The 16,043-nt window shown below is 68.6% G+C and carries 11 protein-coding genes, 1 other RNA gene and 1 pseudogene; 1 reads left to right on the top strand and 12 read right to left on the bottom strand.

The window, feature by feature from the left end; genetic code table 11:
* Positions 1-242 precede the first annotated feature (242 nt).
* Entirely contained in the window at positions 243-2,675 is a 2,433-nt protein-coding gene (locus tag LH076_RS00065; RefSeq protein ID WP_227781936.1) for a beta strand repeat-containing protein, read from the bottom strand.
* Positions 2,676-2,957: 282 nt separating this feature from the next.
* Positions 2,958-6,578: a carboxypeptidase regulatory-like domain-containing protein gene (locus LH076_RS00060; RefSeq protein ID WP_227781935.1), complete on the bottom strand. Its 3,621-nt coding sequence runs from the start codon at positions 6,576-6,578 to the stop codon at positions 2,958-2,960.
* Positions 6,579-6,712: 134 nt separating this feature from the next.
* Between LH076_RS00060 and LH076_RS00055 the strand changes: the two genes are divergently transcribed.
* Positions 6,713-7,393 carry a hypothetical protein gene (locus LH076_RS00055; RefSeq protein WP_227781934.1) on the top strand — a complete coding sequence of 227 codons (681 nt, stop codon included), beginning with the start codon at positions 6,713-6,715 and terminating at the stop codon, positions 7,391-7,393.
* 100 nt (positions 7,394-7,493) lie between these two features.
* Here the strand turns inward: LH076_RS00055 and LH076_RS00050 are convergent, their stop codons facing one another.
* The 10 genes and pseudogenes from LH076_RS00050 to LH076_RS00005 form a co-directional block, all read right to left on the bottom strand.
* Positions 7,494-8,546: an aspartate-semialdehyde dehydrogenase gene (locus LH076_RS00050; protein ID WP_227781933.1), complete on the bottom strand. Its 1,053-nt coding sequence runs from the start codon at positions 8,544-8,546 to the stop codon at positions 7,494-7,496.
* 1 nt (position 8,547) lies between these two features.
* Positions 8,548-9,843 carry an aspartate kinase gene (locus tag LH076_RS00045; protein ID WP_227781932.1) on the bottom strand — a complete coding sequence of 432 codons (1,296 nt, stop codon included), beginning with the start codon at positions 9,841-9,843 and terminating at the stop codon, positions 8,548-8,550.
* Between the two features lie 11 nt (positions 9,844-9,854).
* Positions 9,855-10,457 (bottom strand): DUF5063 domain-containing protein, encoded by a 603-nt coding sequence (locus tag LH076_RS00040; RefSeq protein WP_227781931.1) that lies wholly within the window; start codon positions 10,455-10,457, stop codon positions 9,855-9,857.
* Positions 10,458-10,476: 19 nt separating this feature from the next.
* Positions 10,477-11,073 carry a recombination mediator RecR gene (gene recR, locus LH076_RS00035; RefSeq protein WP_227781930.1) on the bottom strand — a complete coding sequence of 199 codons (597 nt, stop codon included), beginning with the start codon at positions 11,071-11,073 and terminating at the stop codon, positions 10,477-10,479.
* An 11-nt stretch (positions 11,074-11,084) separates the two neighbouring features.
* The gene (locus LH076_RS00030) at positions 11,085-11,465 is read right to left on the bottom strand and encodes a YbaB/EbfC family nucleoid-associated protein (protein WP_227781929.1); all 381 of its coding nucleotides are present in this window, start codon (positions 11,463-11,465) and stop codon (positions 11,085-11,087) included.
* A 141-nt stretch (positions 11,466-11,606) separates the two neighbouring features.
* Positions 11,607-13,580 (bottom strand): annotated as a pseudogene (locus LH076_RS00025) (DNA polymerase III subunit gamma and tau); the annotation flags it as partial.
* A gap of 9 nt (positions 13,581-13,589) precedes the next feature.
* The gene (locus LH076_RS00020; protein ID WP_227781927.1) at positions 13,590-13,940 is read right to left on the bottom strand and encodes a winged helix-turn-helix transcriptional regulator; all 351 of its coding nucleotides are present in this window, start codon (positions 13,938-13,940) and stop codon (positions 13,590-13,592) included.
* A 72-nt stretch (positions 13,941-14,012) separates the two neighbouring features.
* On the bottom strand, positions 14,013-14,669 hold the full coding sequence (locus tag LH076_RS00015; protein WP_227781926.1) for an FMN-dependent NADH-azoreductase: 657 nt from the start codon (positions 14,667-14,669) through the stop codon (positions 14,013-14,015).
* A 101-nt stretch (positions 14,670-14,770) separates the two neighbouring features.
* Positions 14,771-14,861, bottom strand: an RNA gene (ffs, locus tag LH076_RS00010) — signal recognition particle sRNA small type.
* 9 nt (positions 14,862-14,870) lie between these two features.
* Positions 14,871-16,043, bottom strand: coding sequence for a cation:proton antiporter (locus LH076_RS00005; protein WP_227781925.1), 1,173 nt, complete (start codon positions 16,041-16,043; stop codon positions 14,871-14,873).

The following is a 16,043-nucleotide window of genomic DNA, read 5'->3' as shown; positions in this document are numbered from 1 at the left end:
GACTCATCCTAATCGGCATAAGACGTCATTAATGCCAAGTCAAGAGACTTGGTCCTCTAGGGTGAAAGGGCGGTCCGGACCGGTCTCACGCAGCGGCAAACTGTTCGAACGGTCCGGACCGCGTCCTTGGTCCCGGTGTATTCACTTGGATGGGGAGATCCGGGAGAAGGCTCTCCCCATACGTGGCAGTGCGAGACGACTGGGGCCCCGGCGTCTCAGCGCAGGGCCCCAGCCGCCTTAGATCACTTGATCTTCTTCGTGACGGACGTGGAGCCGACGACCGCCTTGTAGGTGGTCTTCTTCTTGCCGTTCTTGTCCTTGATCCGGAAGACGGCCTTGCCGCCCGCGAGGACCTTGCTGCCGACCTTCTTGCCCTTCTTGTAGAGCGACACAGCGGCGCCGTTGGTACCGGTGACCGTGATGACGTCCTTCTTGCCCTTCGAGTGACCCGAGAGGCCGGAAACCTTCGCAGCAGCCGGCTTCGGGGTGGACGGGGTCGACGGGGTCGACGGGGCGGTCTTGACCGGAGCGGCAACCGTGTAAGCCACGTCGACCGTACCGGTCTCGAAGGCGGAGACGGTGGCGTAGTCGTCCTTCGTGACAGTGTTGGACACGATCGTCACCTTGCCGGAGCCAGCGGTGGTACCGCCCGCGACGGTGAAGGAGACGGTGCCGTCGGCGGCGGTGAGGCCCTGGACCGACGAGACGCCGCCGGCGAAGGAGCCGACACCGGTCTGCGTGGCGAGAACGTTCTGGAACGCCACCGGGTTGCCGAACCGGTCAGTCGCAGTCGCCGTGACCTTGCCGGTGCCGCCATTGGCGATGGTGCCGATGCTGCTCACGGTCAGACCGTAGAAGCTGTCCGCAACGTAGGTCTGCTTCTTGAAGGAGACCGGGGCGGCAGCGCCGTCGGTGACGGTGAGGATCTGGTCACCGACCTTCTCCGAGCCGACGTAGACCTCCGCATAGCCGTCGCCGTCGGTCGTGACGGTGACGGTGGACAGGCCGGCGCCCGGCTTGATCTTGTCACCGGTCTTGGAGACGAAGCCGTTGGTCACAGTGAAAGTCACCGGGCTGTTGCTCAGGGCGTCGCCGGTGGCGTTGGTCACCTTGACCTCGTAGTAGTACGAGTCGTCCTCGTCGACCGTGCTGGTCGTGCTGGCACCGGGCTGGCTCGTGGGCGTGATGGTCGCCGGGGTGACCGTGGCGAGGTAGTCGACCGTGGCGGTGCCGTCACCGACAGAGTTGCTGGTCGAGTCCACGAAGGTGATCGTGTCATCGGCCGTACCCACGGCGGTGTACGTCGTGGCAGCGTCGGTGTAGGTGAGGGTCGCCTGGCCGGCGCTGTTGGTCGTGATCTGAATCGGGCCACCGCTCGTCTTCGCAGCGTTGCCACCCGCGATGGTGACGTTGAGGATGTGGCCGCTGGCAACCTTGCCGAACTGGTCGGCGACCACCACGGGAACGTTGACCGTGCCACCCTTCACCGCCTGCAGCGGGTCCGTGACCTGCGGCTTGACGGAGGTGGCACGAGCAGTGAAGGTCGCAATCGTGTCGCTGCCGATGTAGTCACCCGAGGTGGCCTCCGGCGCCTTGGAGGCGTACGCCTCGACATCGAAGTCACCGGTCGCGTCAGCCGCGTCGACTGCGAAGGAGACGGAGGCCAGGCCGCTGCTGTCGGTCGTGCCGAAAGCGCTCTTGGTCTTGCCGTGGTAGTAGGCGTCGACACGGACGCTCACGCCGGCCGCCGGCTTGTCGTCGGAGTCGTTGAGCACCTTGACGGTGACGGGGACGGCGATGCCCTCGCCCGCGGGGAGCTCCGGCGTGCCGGCGACCTCGGTGACGGCCGACGAGGTGAACGCGTCCGCGTAGGTGTCCGGCGTGGCGACCACCGTGTAGGTGATCGACTGCGTCGGCTCACCGGAGTCGAGACCCGGCGTGGTCTGCGCGCCGGTGGTCTGGTTGGCCCAGATCTTGACGGTGTGGGTGCCGACCGTCGTCGGGAGGCCGGAGATGGTCTTGTCGTACGAACCGGTGCTGGTCGCGCCGACGGGCTGCGTGGCGCCGTTGTCGACCGTGTAGCTCAGGTTCGCGCCAGGCACGCCATAACCGGAAGCGTCGAGGGGACGGACCTTGATGGTCACGTCGTCGGCGTCGTAGATGGCGGTTGCCGACGGAACGGCGGTGATGGACTTGACCGCGTCGAGACCGGTGGTGGCGCCGCCGCCGACGGTGAAGCTCGAGTTGGCGCCTGCGCCGTGGGCGCTGGCGTGCACCGCGACAGAGCCGGTGAGGGTCGAGTCGACGGTGAAGGTCGCCTTACCGTCGGTCAGGGTGACCGTGCCCGCGTAGGTGTAGGACTTGTCCGTAGCGGTGCCCGTCTCGGCGAACCCGGTAACGGAGGAGTCGATCGGGTCGAGCGCCTCAGTGGTCTCCGTGGTCGGCTCAGCGAAGGTGATGTTGACGTCACCTGTGGCGTTTCCGCCCGCAGCGGTCTTGGCGACCACGGTGTACGTCACGTTCTCGCCGGTGGAGACCGAGCTGACGCTGGGGGTAAGGGTGATCGAGTAAGCGTCGCCCGACTCGACCGCGTGAGCGGTGCCGGCCAGGCCGGTGACCGCGAGTGCGGAGACGGCGGAAACCGCCAGGCCCCGCTTGATGCCGCTGCTGTTCATGCTCATTCCTTCCGAATGTGGAATCCGTCCGAGACGCTCCCCGGGCGGCGACGGTTCGGGTCGGTCCCGGCGCGCCGTGGCGTGGACTTTTCCCACGCTTCGCTCGGAAGGTTATGAACGCGCGGCGAACCCCCCTGTGTTCTTGTCGTCATCAAGTCACGCTTGGCAAGAATGCCTAGTCATACGTGGGACTTCCGCTGATCGCACGGGACGATCGACCTACAGAGAATGGCGGGGGCACCCCGAGTGAGGGCACCCCCGCCAGTTAGCGGTCGAGCTCAATCACTTGATCTTGCCGAACCTCACGGTGGTGGCGGCCGGGAGGTGACCGCGGCTGGTCGCCGTGATGACCACCCACACCCGCTTGCCCCTGAAGCGTTTGGTGAGCTTGAGCTTCGCCTTGGTCGCACCCCTGATCGCCTTGCCGCCGGCGTACCAGCGGTAGGTGAACGTGGCCTGGGAGGACCAACCACCGGTCGAGACTGAGAGCGTCCGGCCGACCTTGGCCCGGCCCTTGTGCGTCGGCTTGCTGACCAGGAGGACCGCGGTCGGCGGCTTCGCCGTGGCCGTGGCCGTCGGGGTCGGCGTACCGGACGGGGACGGCGAGCCGCTCGGCGACGGGGACGTCGACGGGGTCGGACTCGGCTGCGTCACCGTGCCACCGCCGCTGGAGCCGCCGGGCACCTGGGCGGTCTGTGCCGAGCTGAGCACCAGCGTGTCGAAGCTGACCGTGTCCGTGGTGAGCGGGTCGAGCAGCTCGTCGGCGTGCTTGATGCTCACCTTGACGCTGAGCTTCGCACCCGCGTCGGCCGAGGTGACGCCGTACGTCGTCCCGGTGGCGCCCTGGATGGGCGTCGTGCCGCGGTACCACTGGCGGGAGACCTCGCTGAAGCCAGCAGGCAGGTTTCCGATCACCGACGTCAGCTGGTGACCGACGTCAGCCGTGCCCGTGACGGTCGGCGTCGGAGCCGTGCCTGCCGGGGCACCCGAGATGCTCGGCACCTTGACGATGAGGTCGAGACGGGCCGGCGGGACCGGCATGCCGGTGGTCGTCGTGGTCGTGTAGCCGGCCTTGCTGATCTCCACCTTGTAGTAGCCCGCCAAGACGTCCCAACCGAAGTGGCCGGAGTCGTCCGTGGTCTCGGGGTTGGTCGCCGTGTTCGGGTCGAGGAACTGGGAGTGGCTCGGCACCGGGTCGTACGGGCCGCCGAAGGTGTCAGACCGCAGGATTTTCGCCGTCGCGCCGGAGATCGGGAACCCGTACTGGTCCACGACCGTGCCGCTCGGGTCGATGTAGAGATCGACAGCGACGTTCTGGGCCGTGCCGCCAGCGGGCGTGTAGCTGATCACCAAGGTCGCCTGGCCGTGGTGCGGGTAGAGCGCCGGGATGGTCCCGGTGTAGTCCCCGTCCCCGTCGCCGTCGGTCAGCAGGCCGTTCTGCCACTCATCGCCGGAGGGATCGACGATCGCCCAAGACACGGTGCCGCCCGCGTCGGCATCGTACGTCAGGTCCGTGGTGTCCTCGTAGTAGACCGTCGGCGTGGTGCCCGTCTCGGCGTCACCGAAGGTGTCGCTCGAGATCCCCACCGTCTCCGGCAGGGTTGCCGGAGGCTGGAGGACCAGGTCGTCGACCGACGTCGGGTCACCTGCCACGACCGTGGCAGTCGTCGCGGCCTGACGTGAGTTGTCCGTCGGCCAGGCGGTGATCGTGTAGTCGCCGGCTGCCACGCCACTGAAGGTGTAGGTGCCATCGGCAGCAGTCGTCCTCCAGTAGAAGTGGGTACCGCTGACGGCCTCGACTGAGACATCCACTGCCGGCGTGCCGTCGGACTGGAGGATCTTGCCCGTGAGGCCTCCGAGGGTGGTGGTGACGCCCGCGTTCTTGACCTGCCAGATGTAGCGACCGTCCTGGCTGGAGTTCAACTTGTCGCCGATCAGCGCGTGCGCTCCGCCGTCCAAGAAGTCGCCGTTCTGCAGCGATCCAGGCAGCTGGAAGTAGGTGCCCTCCTCCCCGGTGCCTGCCGCGAAACCTGCGACCGCGGACACGGTGCCGGAGACGTCACCGGTGTCCCACTGGATCTCGTCGTAGTTGAAGGTGATGTCGAAGTCGCCCTCGGAACGCCCCGGGTCGTCCTGGGTGCTGGTGAGGATCAGCTGGAAGGTGTTGACCGGGTTGCCGTCCCGCGGCTCGGTGGCGTCGTACGGCGCGACGTCGGACCAGTCGACCGCGAACTGCTTGCCGTCGGGCGAGGCACCGTAGGTCACGATGTTCTGCGCCTCGTTGTCGACGGCGGCACGGGTGTCCACGTCCGCGAAGAAGGGGGCGATGATCGGCTCGGAGGTGCCCCCATCGAGCGCGTCCGGGGTGTACTGCCACTGCGGGCCGTCGAAGGTGACGTTGCCGTTGTTGTTGACCCACAGCTGCGTGTAGGTGTTGCCGAAGTAAGTGACCGGGAACGGCAGGGTGATGGCGTCCGTCGACTCGTCGTCGTTGGGGTAGAGCTCGTTGGCCGTGCCCCAGTCGAGCTTCTGACCCGCCACGTCACCGAGGTGCGTGTCGCGGAGGACCAGGCTGATCCCGGCAACGGCGGTGTTGCCACCGACTGCGACCGAGACGCTGTGCTCGGCCGGGCCGTCGGTCGCGTTGAAGTCGACACCACCGAGGAAGCCGACCTTGTACCGCTGTCGACTCGCGCGGATCGCATACTCACCTACGGGCAGGTCGTCGAACTGGTAGGTGCCGTCGCCGGTGGTTTCGGTGTTCGTGACCTTGTTGAAGACGTGGTCGTCGGCGTCCCATGCGTAGGCCTGGACGTCGACGCCGTCGAGTCCATGGCCAGCGGTGCTGATCGTGCCGTGGGCCATGCCTGCCTGGTAGCTGTAGTTGAGCGTGATCGGGGTGGTGTCCGAGACGTCGAAGGAGTCGCTCTCGGTCTGGTCGGGCCACGTGATCCGGTACTGCCCGCCGGTCGGTGCGGACAGCGTGTAGGAGCCGTCGTCGTCGGTCGTCGTCGAATCGGCGTAGCTCCAGGAACCGTCGTCGGAGTCCGCCTCGTCGTCGTACGGCTGCCAGACCTCGAGCTGGAGACTCTTGGACGCCGCCGGTGTGCCATTTCTGGTGACTACGCCGCTGACCGGGGCGACCTGCGCGTCGAGCGCCAGTGTCGGGATGGCATCACCGTCGAGTGCCTCGGGGTCGACCAGGATCGTGCCCTCGTCGAATGCGTTGGAGGTGCCGCCCAAGTAGTACTCCTGGTCGTCCAGGTACGCCGCGACCGTGAACAGCCCGGTGGCCGGAACCGGCACGTCGTACTGGCCGCCGGCGTCTGAGGTGGCATATCCGAAGGGGATGCTCTCGGTCACCGTGCCGTCCGTGGCCTGAATGGCGTAAAGGTTGAGGTCCACCGACGCAGCCGGGATCTCTCCGCGCGACACCGCGCCCGTCAGCACCCTGAAGGGAGAGACAAGGTCGGGAATCTGCCCTGCAGTCAGATCAGCCGCGGTGAAGATCGTCATGTCGGGATCGCCGGTCGTGTAGGCGCCCCCCAAGAAGACCCGCGCGTAACCGCCTGCGCTCGAAACCGTCGCTTGCACGGTGTAGCTGCTCTCGGTGTCCGGAAGCGTGAAGGCATAGGTGCCGTTCTCGTCCGTGGTCGTACCGTCCACCAAGGCGGTGCTCTCAATGGCCCGGACGCCGTCCTCCTCGCTGTACGTGACGCTGTAGAGGTCGATCTCGACCGCCGACAGCGGTGCGTCGTCGAGGTCGACGACCGTGCCGGAGACGGCGAGAACGGGAGGCTCCGCATGGGCTGGAACAAGCGAGATGAACGAGAGGGACGTCGCGACGGTGGCGACGAAGGCGACGGCGAGGCGGCGACCTCGCTGGAGACGGTGGGATCTCAACGGACCTGTCCTTCGGTTGCGAAGCGGGCCCCGAGACGGACTCAGGCACCGTAGAACCGCCGCAGATGCGCCTTCACGAACTTGAACGACTCGGGGGCCCAGCGCAAGAAAGGGTCACGTGGCACACTCACGCCATGGGGTCAGACGGTTCCGAGGATCGCGAACGACCGTCGCTCGAGGTCGCGTTCGGTCGTAAGAAACGTGAGGCCAAGCGCGAGGAGCGCGTGATCGAGCGCTTCGTCAGTCGTGTCGACGAGGAACCGGTCGAGACGGCCGACGCGTCGCCCGTTCCTGCGGCGATCGAGGCCGACACGCCGACGCCTTCGGCGAGTCTCCCTGATGAGGCGCAAGAACGGACGCGCACCCGACGTACCAAGGTGGCAAAGCTCCGCCGGGCTCCTCGCGCTCCCCGTCCCCCACGCGCGCCGTGGGCCGTCGTCCCCGCCTCGGTCGTCACAGGGCTCGTGGTCGGACTGGTGATGGTCGGCGTCGGCGCCGTTGCGCTCAAGGGCTGCGCGTCGATCCGCGGCACGGCCAGCTGCGGTGGCGCCGGACTCCCCGTGCTCCTGGTGATCATGGCTCTCGGCGTGATTCTCGGAAGCGCGTTGCTCCGATTTCTCTCCCGCGCACCAAGCGCCACGTCGACGAGCTTCCTCGCGGTCGCCTTCGTGGCTGTGATCGGCGGACTCTTCCTGCTTGACGCCATCGACGGCTGGCCGGCCGTCGTGATCGTGCCGGTCCTCTGCGTGCTCGGCTACCTCGGCAGCCATTGGGTGATGACGCACTACATCGAGCCCGCCGACGAAACCGGCTGATCAACCGAGTCCAGCCGCAAGAACCCCACCTCGGTGGGGTTCTTGCCGTTCTGGAGCGGGGTCCGGGCGCAACGTCCCCACCTGGGTGGGAAAGTTGCGCTCAGGTGCGAGCTGCAGCGACCAGATCGGCGATCTGGACGGTGTTCAGCGCGGCACCCTTGCGGAGGTTGTCGCCGGAGATGAACATCGCCAGCCCCTTGTTGCCGGGCACGCCCTCGTCGGTGCGGATGCGGCCGACGTACGACGGGTCCTTGCCGGCCGCCTGGAGCGGGTTCGGGATGTCGGACAGGGCGACACCGGGGGCGTTCGAGAGCAGCTCGGTGGCGCGCTCGGGCGTCAGCTCCTGCGCGAACTCGGCGTTGATCGACAGCGAGTGACCGGTGAAGACGGGGACGCGGACGCAGATGCCGGAGACCCGCAGCTCCGGGATCTCGAGGATCTTGCGGGACTCGTTACGGAGCTTCTGCTCCTCGTCGGTCTCGTTGCTGCCGTCCTCGACCAGGTTGCCGGCGAAGGGAAGCACGTTGTAGGCGATGTTCCGCTTGTAGACGGCGGGCTCGGGGAACGCGACGGCCTCGCCGTCGTACGCGAGCTCACGGGCCTTGTCACCCGCGAAGGCGACCTCGTCGGCGAGGGAGGCGACTCCGGCGATGCCGGAGCCGGACACCGCTTGGTACGTCGACACGATGAGCCGCTCCAGGCCGGCCTCCTCGTGCAGCACCTTGAGGACCGGCATCGCGGCCATGGTGGTGCAGTTCGGGTTGGCGATGATGCCGCGGCCGGCCTCGATCACCGCGGCGGCGGCGTGCGGGTTGACCTCGCTGACGACGAGCGGGATCGAGGGGTCCTTGCGGAAGGCGCTGGAGTTGTCGACGACGATCACGCCGGCGTCGACGAACTTCTGTGCGAGTGCGCGGGAGGCGGTGGCGCCGGCGGAGAACAGCGCGATGTCGAGCCCGGTCGGGTCGGCGGTGTTCGCGTCCTCAACGGTGATGTCACGACCCTCATAGGGCAGGACCGTGCCGGCGGACTTCGGGCTGGAGAAGAAGCGGATCTCGCCGACCGGGAAGTTCCGCTCGGCGAGGATCTGCCGCATCGCGACACCGACCTGACCGGTCGCGCCGACGATGCCGATGTTGATCAGCTTGCTCATCTCAGCGGCCCGTCCCGCCGTACACGACGGCCTCAACCTCGTCGGAGCCGAGCTCGAACGCAGCGTGCGCAGCGTTGACGGCGTCCTGGACCTGGGTCTCGGAGACGACGACCGAGACGCGGATCTCGGAGGTGGAGATCATCTCGATGTTCACCCCGGCCTCCGAGAGCGCCTCGAAGAAGCGCGCGGAGATGCCCGGTGCGCTCGACATGCCGGCGCCGATGATCGAGACCTTGCCGACGGAGTCGTCGTACTGGAGGCGCTCGTAGCCCACGGTGGCCTGCAGCTTGGAGAGCGCCGACATCGCGGTCTGCCCCTCGTTGCGCGGGAGCGTGAAGGAGATGTCGGTCAGGCCCGTCGCCGCGGCGGAGACGTTCTGGACGATCATGTCGATGTTCGACTGCGCCTCGGCGACCGCGCGGAAGATCGCCGCGGCCTCGCCCGGCTTGTCGGGTACGCCGACCACCGTGATCTTGGCCTGGCTGCGGTCGTGGGCGACGCCGGTGATGATGGCGGCTTCCATATTCTGCTCCGTCTTCTCCTTGGCGACGCTCGCAACATCTGCGGCCTTCACGACCCAGGTGCCCTCCTTCTCACTGAAGGAGGAGCGGACGTGGATCGGCATGTCGTAGCGGCGGGCGTACTCGACGCACCGCAGGTGCAGGATCTTGGCGCCCTGCGCGGCCATTTCCAGGCACTCCTCGTAGGAGATCCGCGGCACCTTGCGGGCGCGCGGCTCGATCCTCGGGTCGGCGGTGAAGATGCCGTCGACGTCGGAGTAGATCTCGCAGACCTCCGCGCCCAGCGCCACGGCCAGGGCGACGGCGGTGGTGTCGGAGCCACCGCGGCCGAGCGTGGTGATGTCCTTGGTCGTCTGGCTGACGCCCTGGAAGCCGGCGACGATCGCGATCGCGCCCTCCTGAAGGGCTGCGGTGATCCGGCTCGGCGCGACGTCGATGATCTTGGCGCGACCGTGCTCGGCGTCGGTGATCACGCCGGCCTGGGAGCCGGTGAAGCTGCGGGCCTCATGACCGAGGCTCTGGATCGCCATGGCGAGGACCGCCATCGAGATCCGCTCGCCGGCGGTGAGCAGCATGTCGAGCTCGCGGGGCGGCGGCAACGGCGTGACCTCGTTGGCGAGGTCGATCAACTCGTCGGTGGTGTCGCCCATGGCGGAGACGACCACGACGACGTCGTGGCCCTCACGCTTCGTGTTGATGATCCGTTGCGCGACGCGCTTGACACCTGCGGCGTCAGCGACGGACGAGCCACCGAACTTCTGGACGACGATTCCCACGTCGGGAAAGTCTAGGCGTCAGCGCTAGTCAGTTTCTCATCGGCGACTACTGGCGAGACGTCGAGGACTTCCTCGGCCACGGCGAGGTCCTCGTCCTCGCCTGTGAACGGCTCTGCGTCGAGCCGGTTGTGGGCGACGACCGCGAGGAGCGCGTTGAGCGCCGCGCCGGCGAGGTTGCCCCAGTTGTTGACGTAGGAGAACTGCCACCACCACAGCGCCTCGGCCAGGTCGCCGCGGCGGAAGTGCCGCAGCCCGTTCTCCAAGTCGGCCGCGATCGAGGTCAGGTCGTCGGAGAGCTGGCTGTCGACCACCTCGGGCGCGTAGGGGTCGAAGACGAAGCTGTAGGTGTCGAGGTCGCCGAGGATGTCGGCCAGCCGCAACCGCAGCCCGTCGACGTCCGCCTCCGGGCCGACGTCGGGCTGGAACTCCTCGCGGGGCTCGAAGTCCTGCTGTACGCCGAGCCGCGCCCCTGCGAGCAGGACCTGGCTGATCTCCAGCAGGAGCAACGGGATGCCGCGGCCGGCATCGGCCTCGTTCCCGACCGCCCGGAGCGCCAGCAGGAACGACTCGACCTGGTCGGCGATCTCCGCGGCGAAGTCTTCGGTGTCGGTCATCGTCGTGCCCTCCTGTGCGTCATTCGGCGGTACGCCGACCGGCGAATGCTCTGCCGAGGGTGACCTCGTCGGCGTACTCCAGGTCACCACCCACCGGCAGTCCACTCGCAAGACGCGTGACGCGCAACCCCAGGGGGCTGAGCTGTCTCGTGAGGTAGGTCGCCGTGGCCTCGCCCTCGAGGTTCGGGTCGGTCGCGAGGATGATCTCGGTGATGGTGGTGTCGTTGAGACGCTGCATGAGCTCGCGGATGTGGAGCTGCTCCGGGCCGATGCCGTCGATCGGGCTGATCGCCCCACCCAGCACGTGATAGCGGCCCTTGAACTCCCGCGTCCGTTCGATCGCGACGACGTCCTTGTACTCCTCCACGACGCAGAGCACGCTCGGGTCACGCCGGGGGTCACGGCAGATCCGGCAGGTGTCCTCCTCGGACACGTTGAAGCAGAGGGAGCAGAACTTCACCCGCCGCTTCACCTCGGTGAGTGTCTGCGCGAGCCGCTCGACGTCGTGCGGGTCGGCCTGGAGCAGGTGGAACGCGATCCGCTGGGCAGACTTCGGACCCACGCCCGGTAGCCGGCCGAGCTCGTCGATGAGGTCCTGGACGACGCCTTCGTACACGTATCTACTCTCTAGAAGCCGAGCTTGCGCGGAGGCGCCTGCGGGTCGTCGTTGCCGCCGAGGAGGCCGCCCGGACCACCGGTGATCGGGCCGAGGCTCTGGCTCGCGAGCGCGTCGGCCTGCGCCTTGGCGTCGCGGTAGGCGGCGACTATCAGGTCGCCGAGGTCGGCCAGGGCGTCGGGGTCGGAGCCGTCGAACTCGCCGGTCTTGAGGTCGACCTTGACCAGCTCCCCCACACCGCTGACCGTGACCGTGACAGCGCCGCCGGCCACGGTGCCGGTGACGGTGGACTCGGCCAGGCGCTCCTGCGCCTCGGCGAGGTTGGCCTGCATCGCCTGCGCCTGCCCGAGCAGGGCGTTGAGGTCGAGGTTGCCGAACGGGTTCTCACTCATGGTCGAAGCCTCTCACTGCTGGTGCGGGATCTCTTCGATGACGGTCGCGCCGAGCTCGCGCGCGAGCAGCTCCGCCCCGCCGAGGCTGTCGTCGTCGGTCACCTCGTCGTCGAAGCCGGCCGCGTTGTCAGGGCTGGACCAGTCGGGCGCAGGGGGCTCCCCCGGGCCGGCCGACGGAGCCGCAGGCTCCGAGGTCGCCCACGGCGGCGCCTCCGCCGAGTTCGGAGTTTCCTGCGGTCGAGTCGCGTCTTGCGCTCCTGCGGGCTGCGCGGCCCCCGAGCCCGACGGCCCTGCGGAGACGACCCCGGGCTGGGCACCGGGCGCGACGATGGCGTTGATCTTCCACTGCGCACCGATGACGTCGACGACGGCCTGGGCGACGATCGCGTCGGAGCCGCTGTTGGCGAAGGAGTCCCGTGCGCCCTGGTTGACGAAGCCGAGCGTGAGTACGTCGCCCTCGAGCCCCATCACCTGGCTGTTCTGGGTGAGGTGCATCCACGCCAGCCGCTTCTTGGACTTGGTCGACTCCACGATGTCGGGCCAGACCCGGCGTACGTCGACGGTCCCGAACCCTGCGGGCGCACCGCCGCTCGCCGGAGCCGCCGGCGTGTCGCTCAGATCGGGCGCAGGAACTGACGTCGGGGAAGCGGCCGGCGGGACGCTCCAGTCCGGAGGCTCGGTCGTCGGTGGCGACGGGGGCGCAACCTCGTGGCTCGGCGGGGCCGGAGGCTGCGCGGGCGGGGTCTCCCGCGGGGGCGAACCGGCGTCAGCCGCGTCGCGGGCGATCGCGGCGCGGGCGGCAGCAGGACCACCGACACCGGGCGCCGGAGGCGTGGGCTGGGCGTCGGGGGCACCGACGGAAGGAGCCCGCTCAGGCCGGTCCTGCGCGGGCGCGACGGGGGCAGCGGGAGCAGGAGCCTCGGAGATCGATCCACCGACGGCGAGCCGCCGCTCGAGGCGGTCGACCCGAGCGCCCAGACCGGCGGCACCGTCGGCACCGGGAAGGAGCACCCGCGCACAGATCAGCTCGAGCAGCAGACGCGGAGCGGTCGCACCCCGCATCTCGGTGAGACCCGTGGCGACCAGGTCGGCCGCACGCGACAGCTCCGAGGCGCCGAAGCGACGGGCCTGGGCCTCGAGCCGCTCGGCGGCGTCGGAGGCCACATCGATGAGGCCCGAGGCGGTCGCCTCGGGAACGGCCGAGATGATCACGAGATCGCGCAGCCGACGCAGCAGGTCCTCGGTGAAGCGGCGCGGGTCCTGTCCGGTCTCGATCACCTTGTCGACGACGCCGAAGACGGAGGCGCCGTCACCGGCGGCGAACGCGTCGACGGCCTCGTCGAGCAGCGTGTCCGGGGTGTAGCCCAGGAGCCCTGCGGCGAGCTCGTAGGTCACACCCTCAGGACCGGCACCTCCGAGGAGCTGGTCCATCACCGAAAGCGTGTCACGGGCCGACCCGGCACCGGCACGGACGACGAGGGGCAGCGCCGCCGGTTCGACGGCGACACCCTCCGACGTACAGATCTCGGAGAGGTAGCCGGAGAGCAGCTTCGGCGGGATGAGGCGGAAGGGGTAGTGGTGGGTGCGCGAGCGGATGGTCGGGATGACCTTCTCGGGCTCGGTGGTCGCGAAGATGAAGCGGAGGTGCTCCGGGGGCTCCTCGACAAGCTTGAGCAGAGCGTTGAAGCCCTGCGTCGAGACCATGTGGGCCTCATCGATGATGTAGACCTTGTAGCGCGACTTCACCGGCGCGAAGAAGGCCTTCTCACGCAGGTCGCGGGCGTCGTCGACACCACCGTGCGAGGCGGCGTCGATCTCGATCACGTCGATCGAGCCGGGGCCGCCGCGGGCGAGGTCTCGGCAGGACTCGCACTCACCGCAGGGGTCTGCGATCGGCGCCTTCTCGCAGTTCAGGGCACGGGCGAGGATGCGGGCCGAGGTGGTCTTGCCGCAGCCGCGCGGACCGCTGAAGAGGTAGGCGTGGTTGACCCGGTTGTTCGCCAGCGCAGCGCGCAGCGGCGTCGTCACGTGGTCCTGGCCGATCACCTCGGCGAAGGTCTCGGGACGGTAGCGGCGATAGAGGGCCAGAGGCCCCGGAGATCCGGCAGAGTCCACGCGACGAGACTAGTCGGAGGCGGGGACAGGAGCCCCGGCCGGCTCCAGGTGGAGCTTGGCCCAGCCGGCGAGCGCGTCGAGCGCGGGGATGAGCGCTCGACCGGACTCGGTCAGCGAGTAGTGCACCGACACCGGCGGGCCTGCGGTGACCTCGCGCGAGATCAGCCCGAGCTCGCTCAGCTCGGTCAGCCGTGAGGAGAGCACCGAGTCGCTGATCTGGGAGCCGAGCCCGCGGGAGAGGTCGGCGAAGCCCGCGTCGCCCTCGGCGAGGACGCCGATGATGACGCCGTTCCAGCGCTTGCCCAGGATGCCGAAGGCAGCGCTCAGCGACGCGTCGCACTGCGGTGCGCTGTGCTCCATGCTTCAGCCTCCCTCGGGTTGTGAGCGCCCCACCACGTCAGAGCGTGGCGAGGCACTCACAACCCTCACACATCAGGCGGACTTGCGCTCGGCGTACGCCGACGCGAGCTCCTTGCCGACGACCTCGGCCTTGACCTGGGCGGCCTCCTTGAGCGCCGCGCCCTGCTCCTTGAACGCGTCGAGGGCCGGGTTGACGCCGACGAGGGTGAAGTCGCGGTCGACGATCCGCACATTCGCGCCCCAGACCTCGCCGAAGATGCGGACGAGGTAGTCGATGCTGTGGTCCCAACCGGCCTTCGGGCCGTCCTCGCCGTAGTAGCCGCCACGGGCGATGACGATCGCGACGTCCTTGCCCTTGAGGAACTCGCCGGCCTCGATGCCGCCGCCGACGATGACCTGGTCGATGTAGGCCTTGAGGAGCTGGTTGACGCCCCAGTTGTAGAGGCCGGTGGCGACGACGATGGTCTCGGCCGACTTCAGCTCGGTGAAGAGCTCGTCGGCGAGGGCGAGCGCAGCGGCCTGCTCGGGTGTGCGCTGGTCGGCCGGGGTCTGGTTGCCGGAGACGGCCGCGATCCAGTCGGTCGCGAGGACGGGCTTGGCGGCGAGGTCGCGGGTGACGACGGTCTCCCCGGCGTGCTCGGCCTTCCAGTTGTCGACGACGGTGTCGGCCAGGGCGCGGCTCGAGGAGTACGGGCCGAGGACGGAGGAGTCGATGCGAAGAAGGGACATGTGGTGTCTCCTGGTCAGGTGAGAGGAACTTCGTTATTAGAAGGAACCACTACTTTCGCAGATCCATTCCTCAAACCTGAAATTTCAAGTCATCGGACATGAAAAGGCCCCCTCGTACCCGACAGAGCTCACGTATCCTTGCTGCCTTCCGGCCCTGGGGAGGTTCGGCGAGATGCCGCCACGAGGGGGTTGCCGGAGAGTCTAGGCGGCCGACGTCGGGCCTTCCAATCGGCCCGTCAATCGTCCAGCACGCTCCTCGCGCGCAGACCAGGCCCCGCCCAGTACGGCGACCCCAACCGTGACGAGCGCGCCGAGCATCAGCGCCGATCCCTCACCGGGTCGGAGCAGCCCCTGCTCCGTGCCGACCGTGACCGCGGCGCTGGGTACACCGAGCTGCGCGGCGGCCATCAGCCCGAGCGGCGCCGGCTGTCCGAGCAGCTTCGGGACGAGATGGGTCACGATCGCGCCTGCGCCCAGCAGGACACCGAGCCCGAGCATCTCCGGGTGGTCGGCGAAGCTGCGCAGCTGCAGCGAGGCGCCGAGCCAGACGAAGAAGAGCGGTGAGAAGACGCCCTCGGTCAGCGCGAAGAGCTGCTTCGCCAGCCGCCGCGGCTCCCCCACCGCGTTGACGGCGATGCCGAAGGCGAAACCGGCGAGCATGATCGAGATGCCGGTCGCCACGGCGAGCGCGGCCATGGCGGAGAGGATGACGAGCTGGACCCGCAGCTCGGTGGCGAAGAGCCGCTCCTCGGAGACGTCGTGCACGCGCTTGCGGACGCCCTCGCGCTCGAGCCACCAGAGGACGGCGAAGACCACGGCGGCGGCGCCGATGACGGCGAGCGCCCCGAGTGCCGCATGGCCGGCGCGGTCGGGCTCGATCGCGAGCGGGAGGGCCACGATGCAGACGGCATCGGCGACCGCGACCTGGGGCAGCAGCTCGATGATCCTCGGCCCGCTCAGGTGGAGCTCGTCGATCACCGGGAGGACGAGTGCGGCGCTCGAGGAGGCCATCAGGACGGCGTACAGACTCCAGTGGGGAATGTCGAAGACCCTGTCCAGGGCGAGGCCGGCGGCGACAGCTGCCACGCCCACCAGGATCGCGCGGACGAGGCCGCGACCGAGGGCGTCCCGCAGGCGGGGGTCGCGGACCGGGACATGGGTGCCGGCCACGAACATGACGAGCGCGAAGCCCATGTCCGCAAGGAAGTTGAGGGTCGGCTCCCTGGCGTCGAGGTAGCCGAAGCCGGTCGGGCCGAGCACGATGCCGCCGAGCAGCTCGCCGAGGACGACGGGGAGATGCCACGCCCTCGGGAGGGCGAGGAGGGGACCGAGCAGTCCGACCGCACCGATGACGGCCAGCTCGACGAACCCCAC

Origin of the sequence: Nocardioides sp. Kera G14 (genome assembly GCF_020715565.1) — a bacterium.
Taxonomy (GTDB): Bacteria; Actinomycetota; Actinomycetes; order Propionibacteriales; family Nocardioidaceae; genus Nocardioides.
This window is presented reverse-complemented; position numbering and strand designations above follow the sequence as displayed.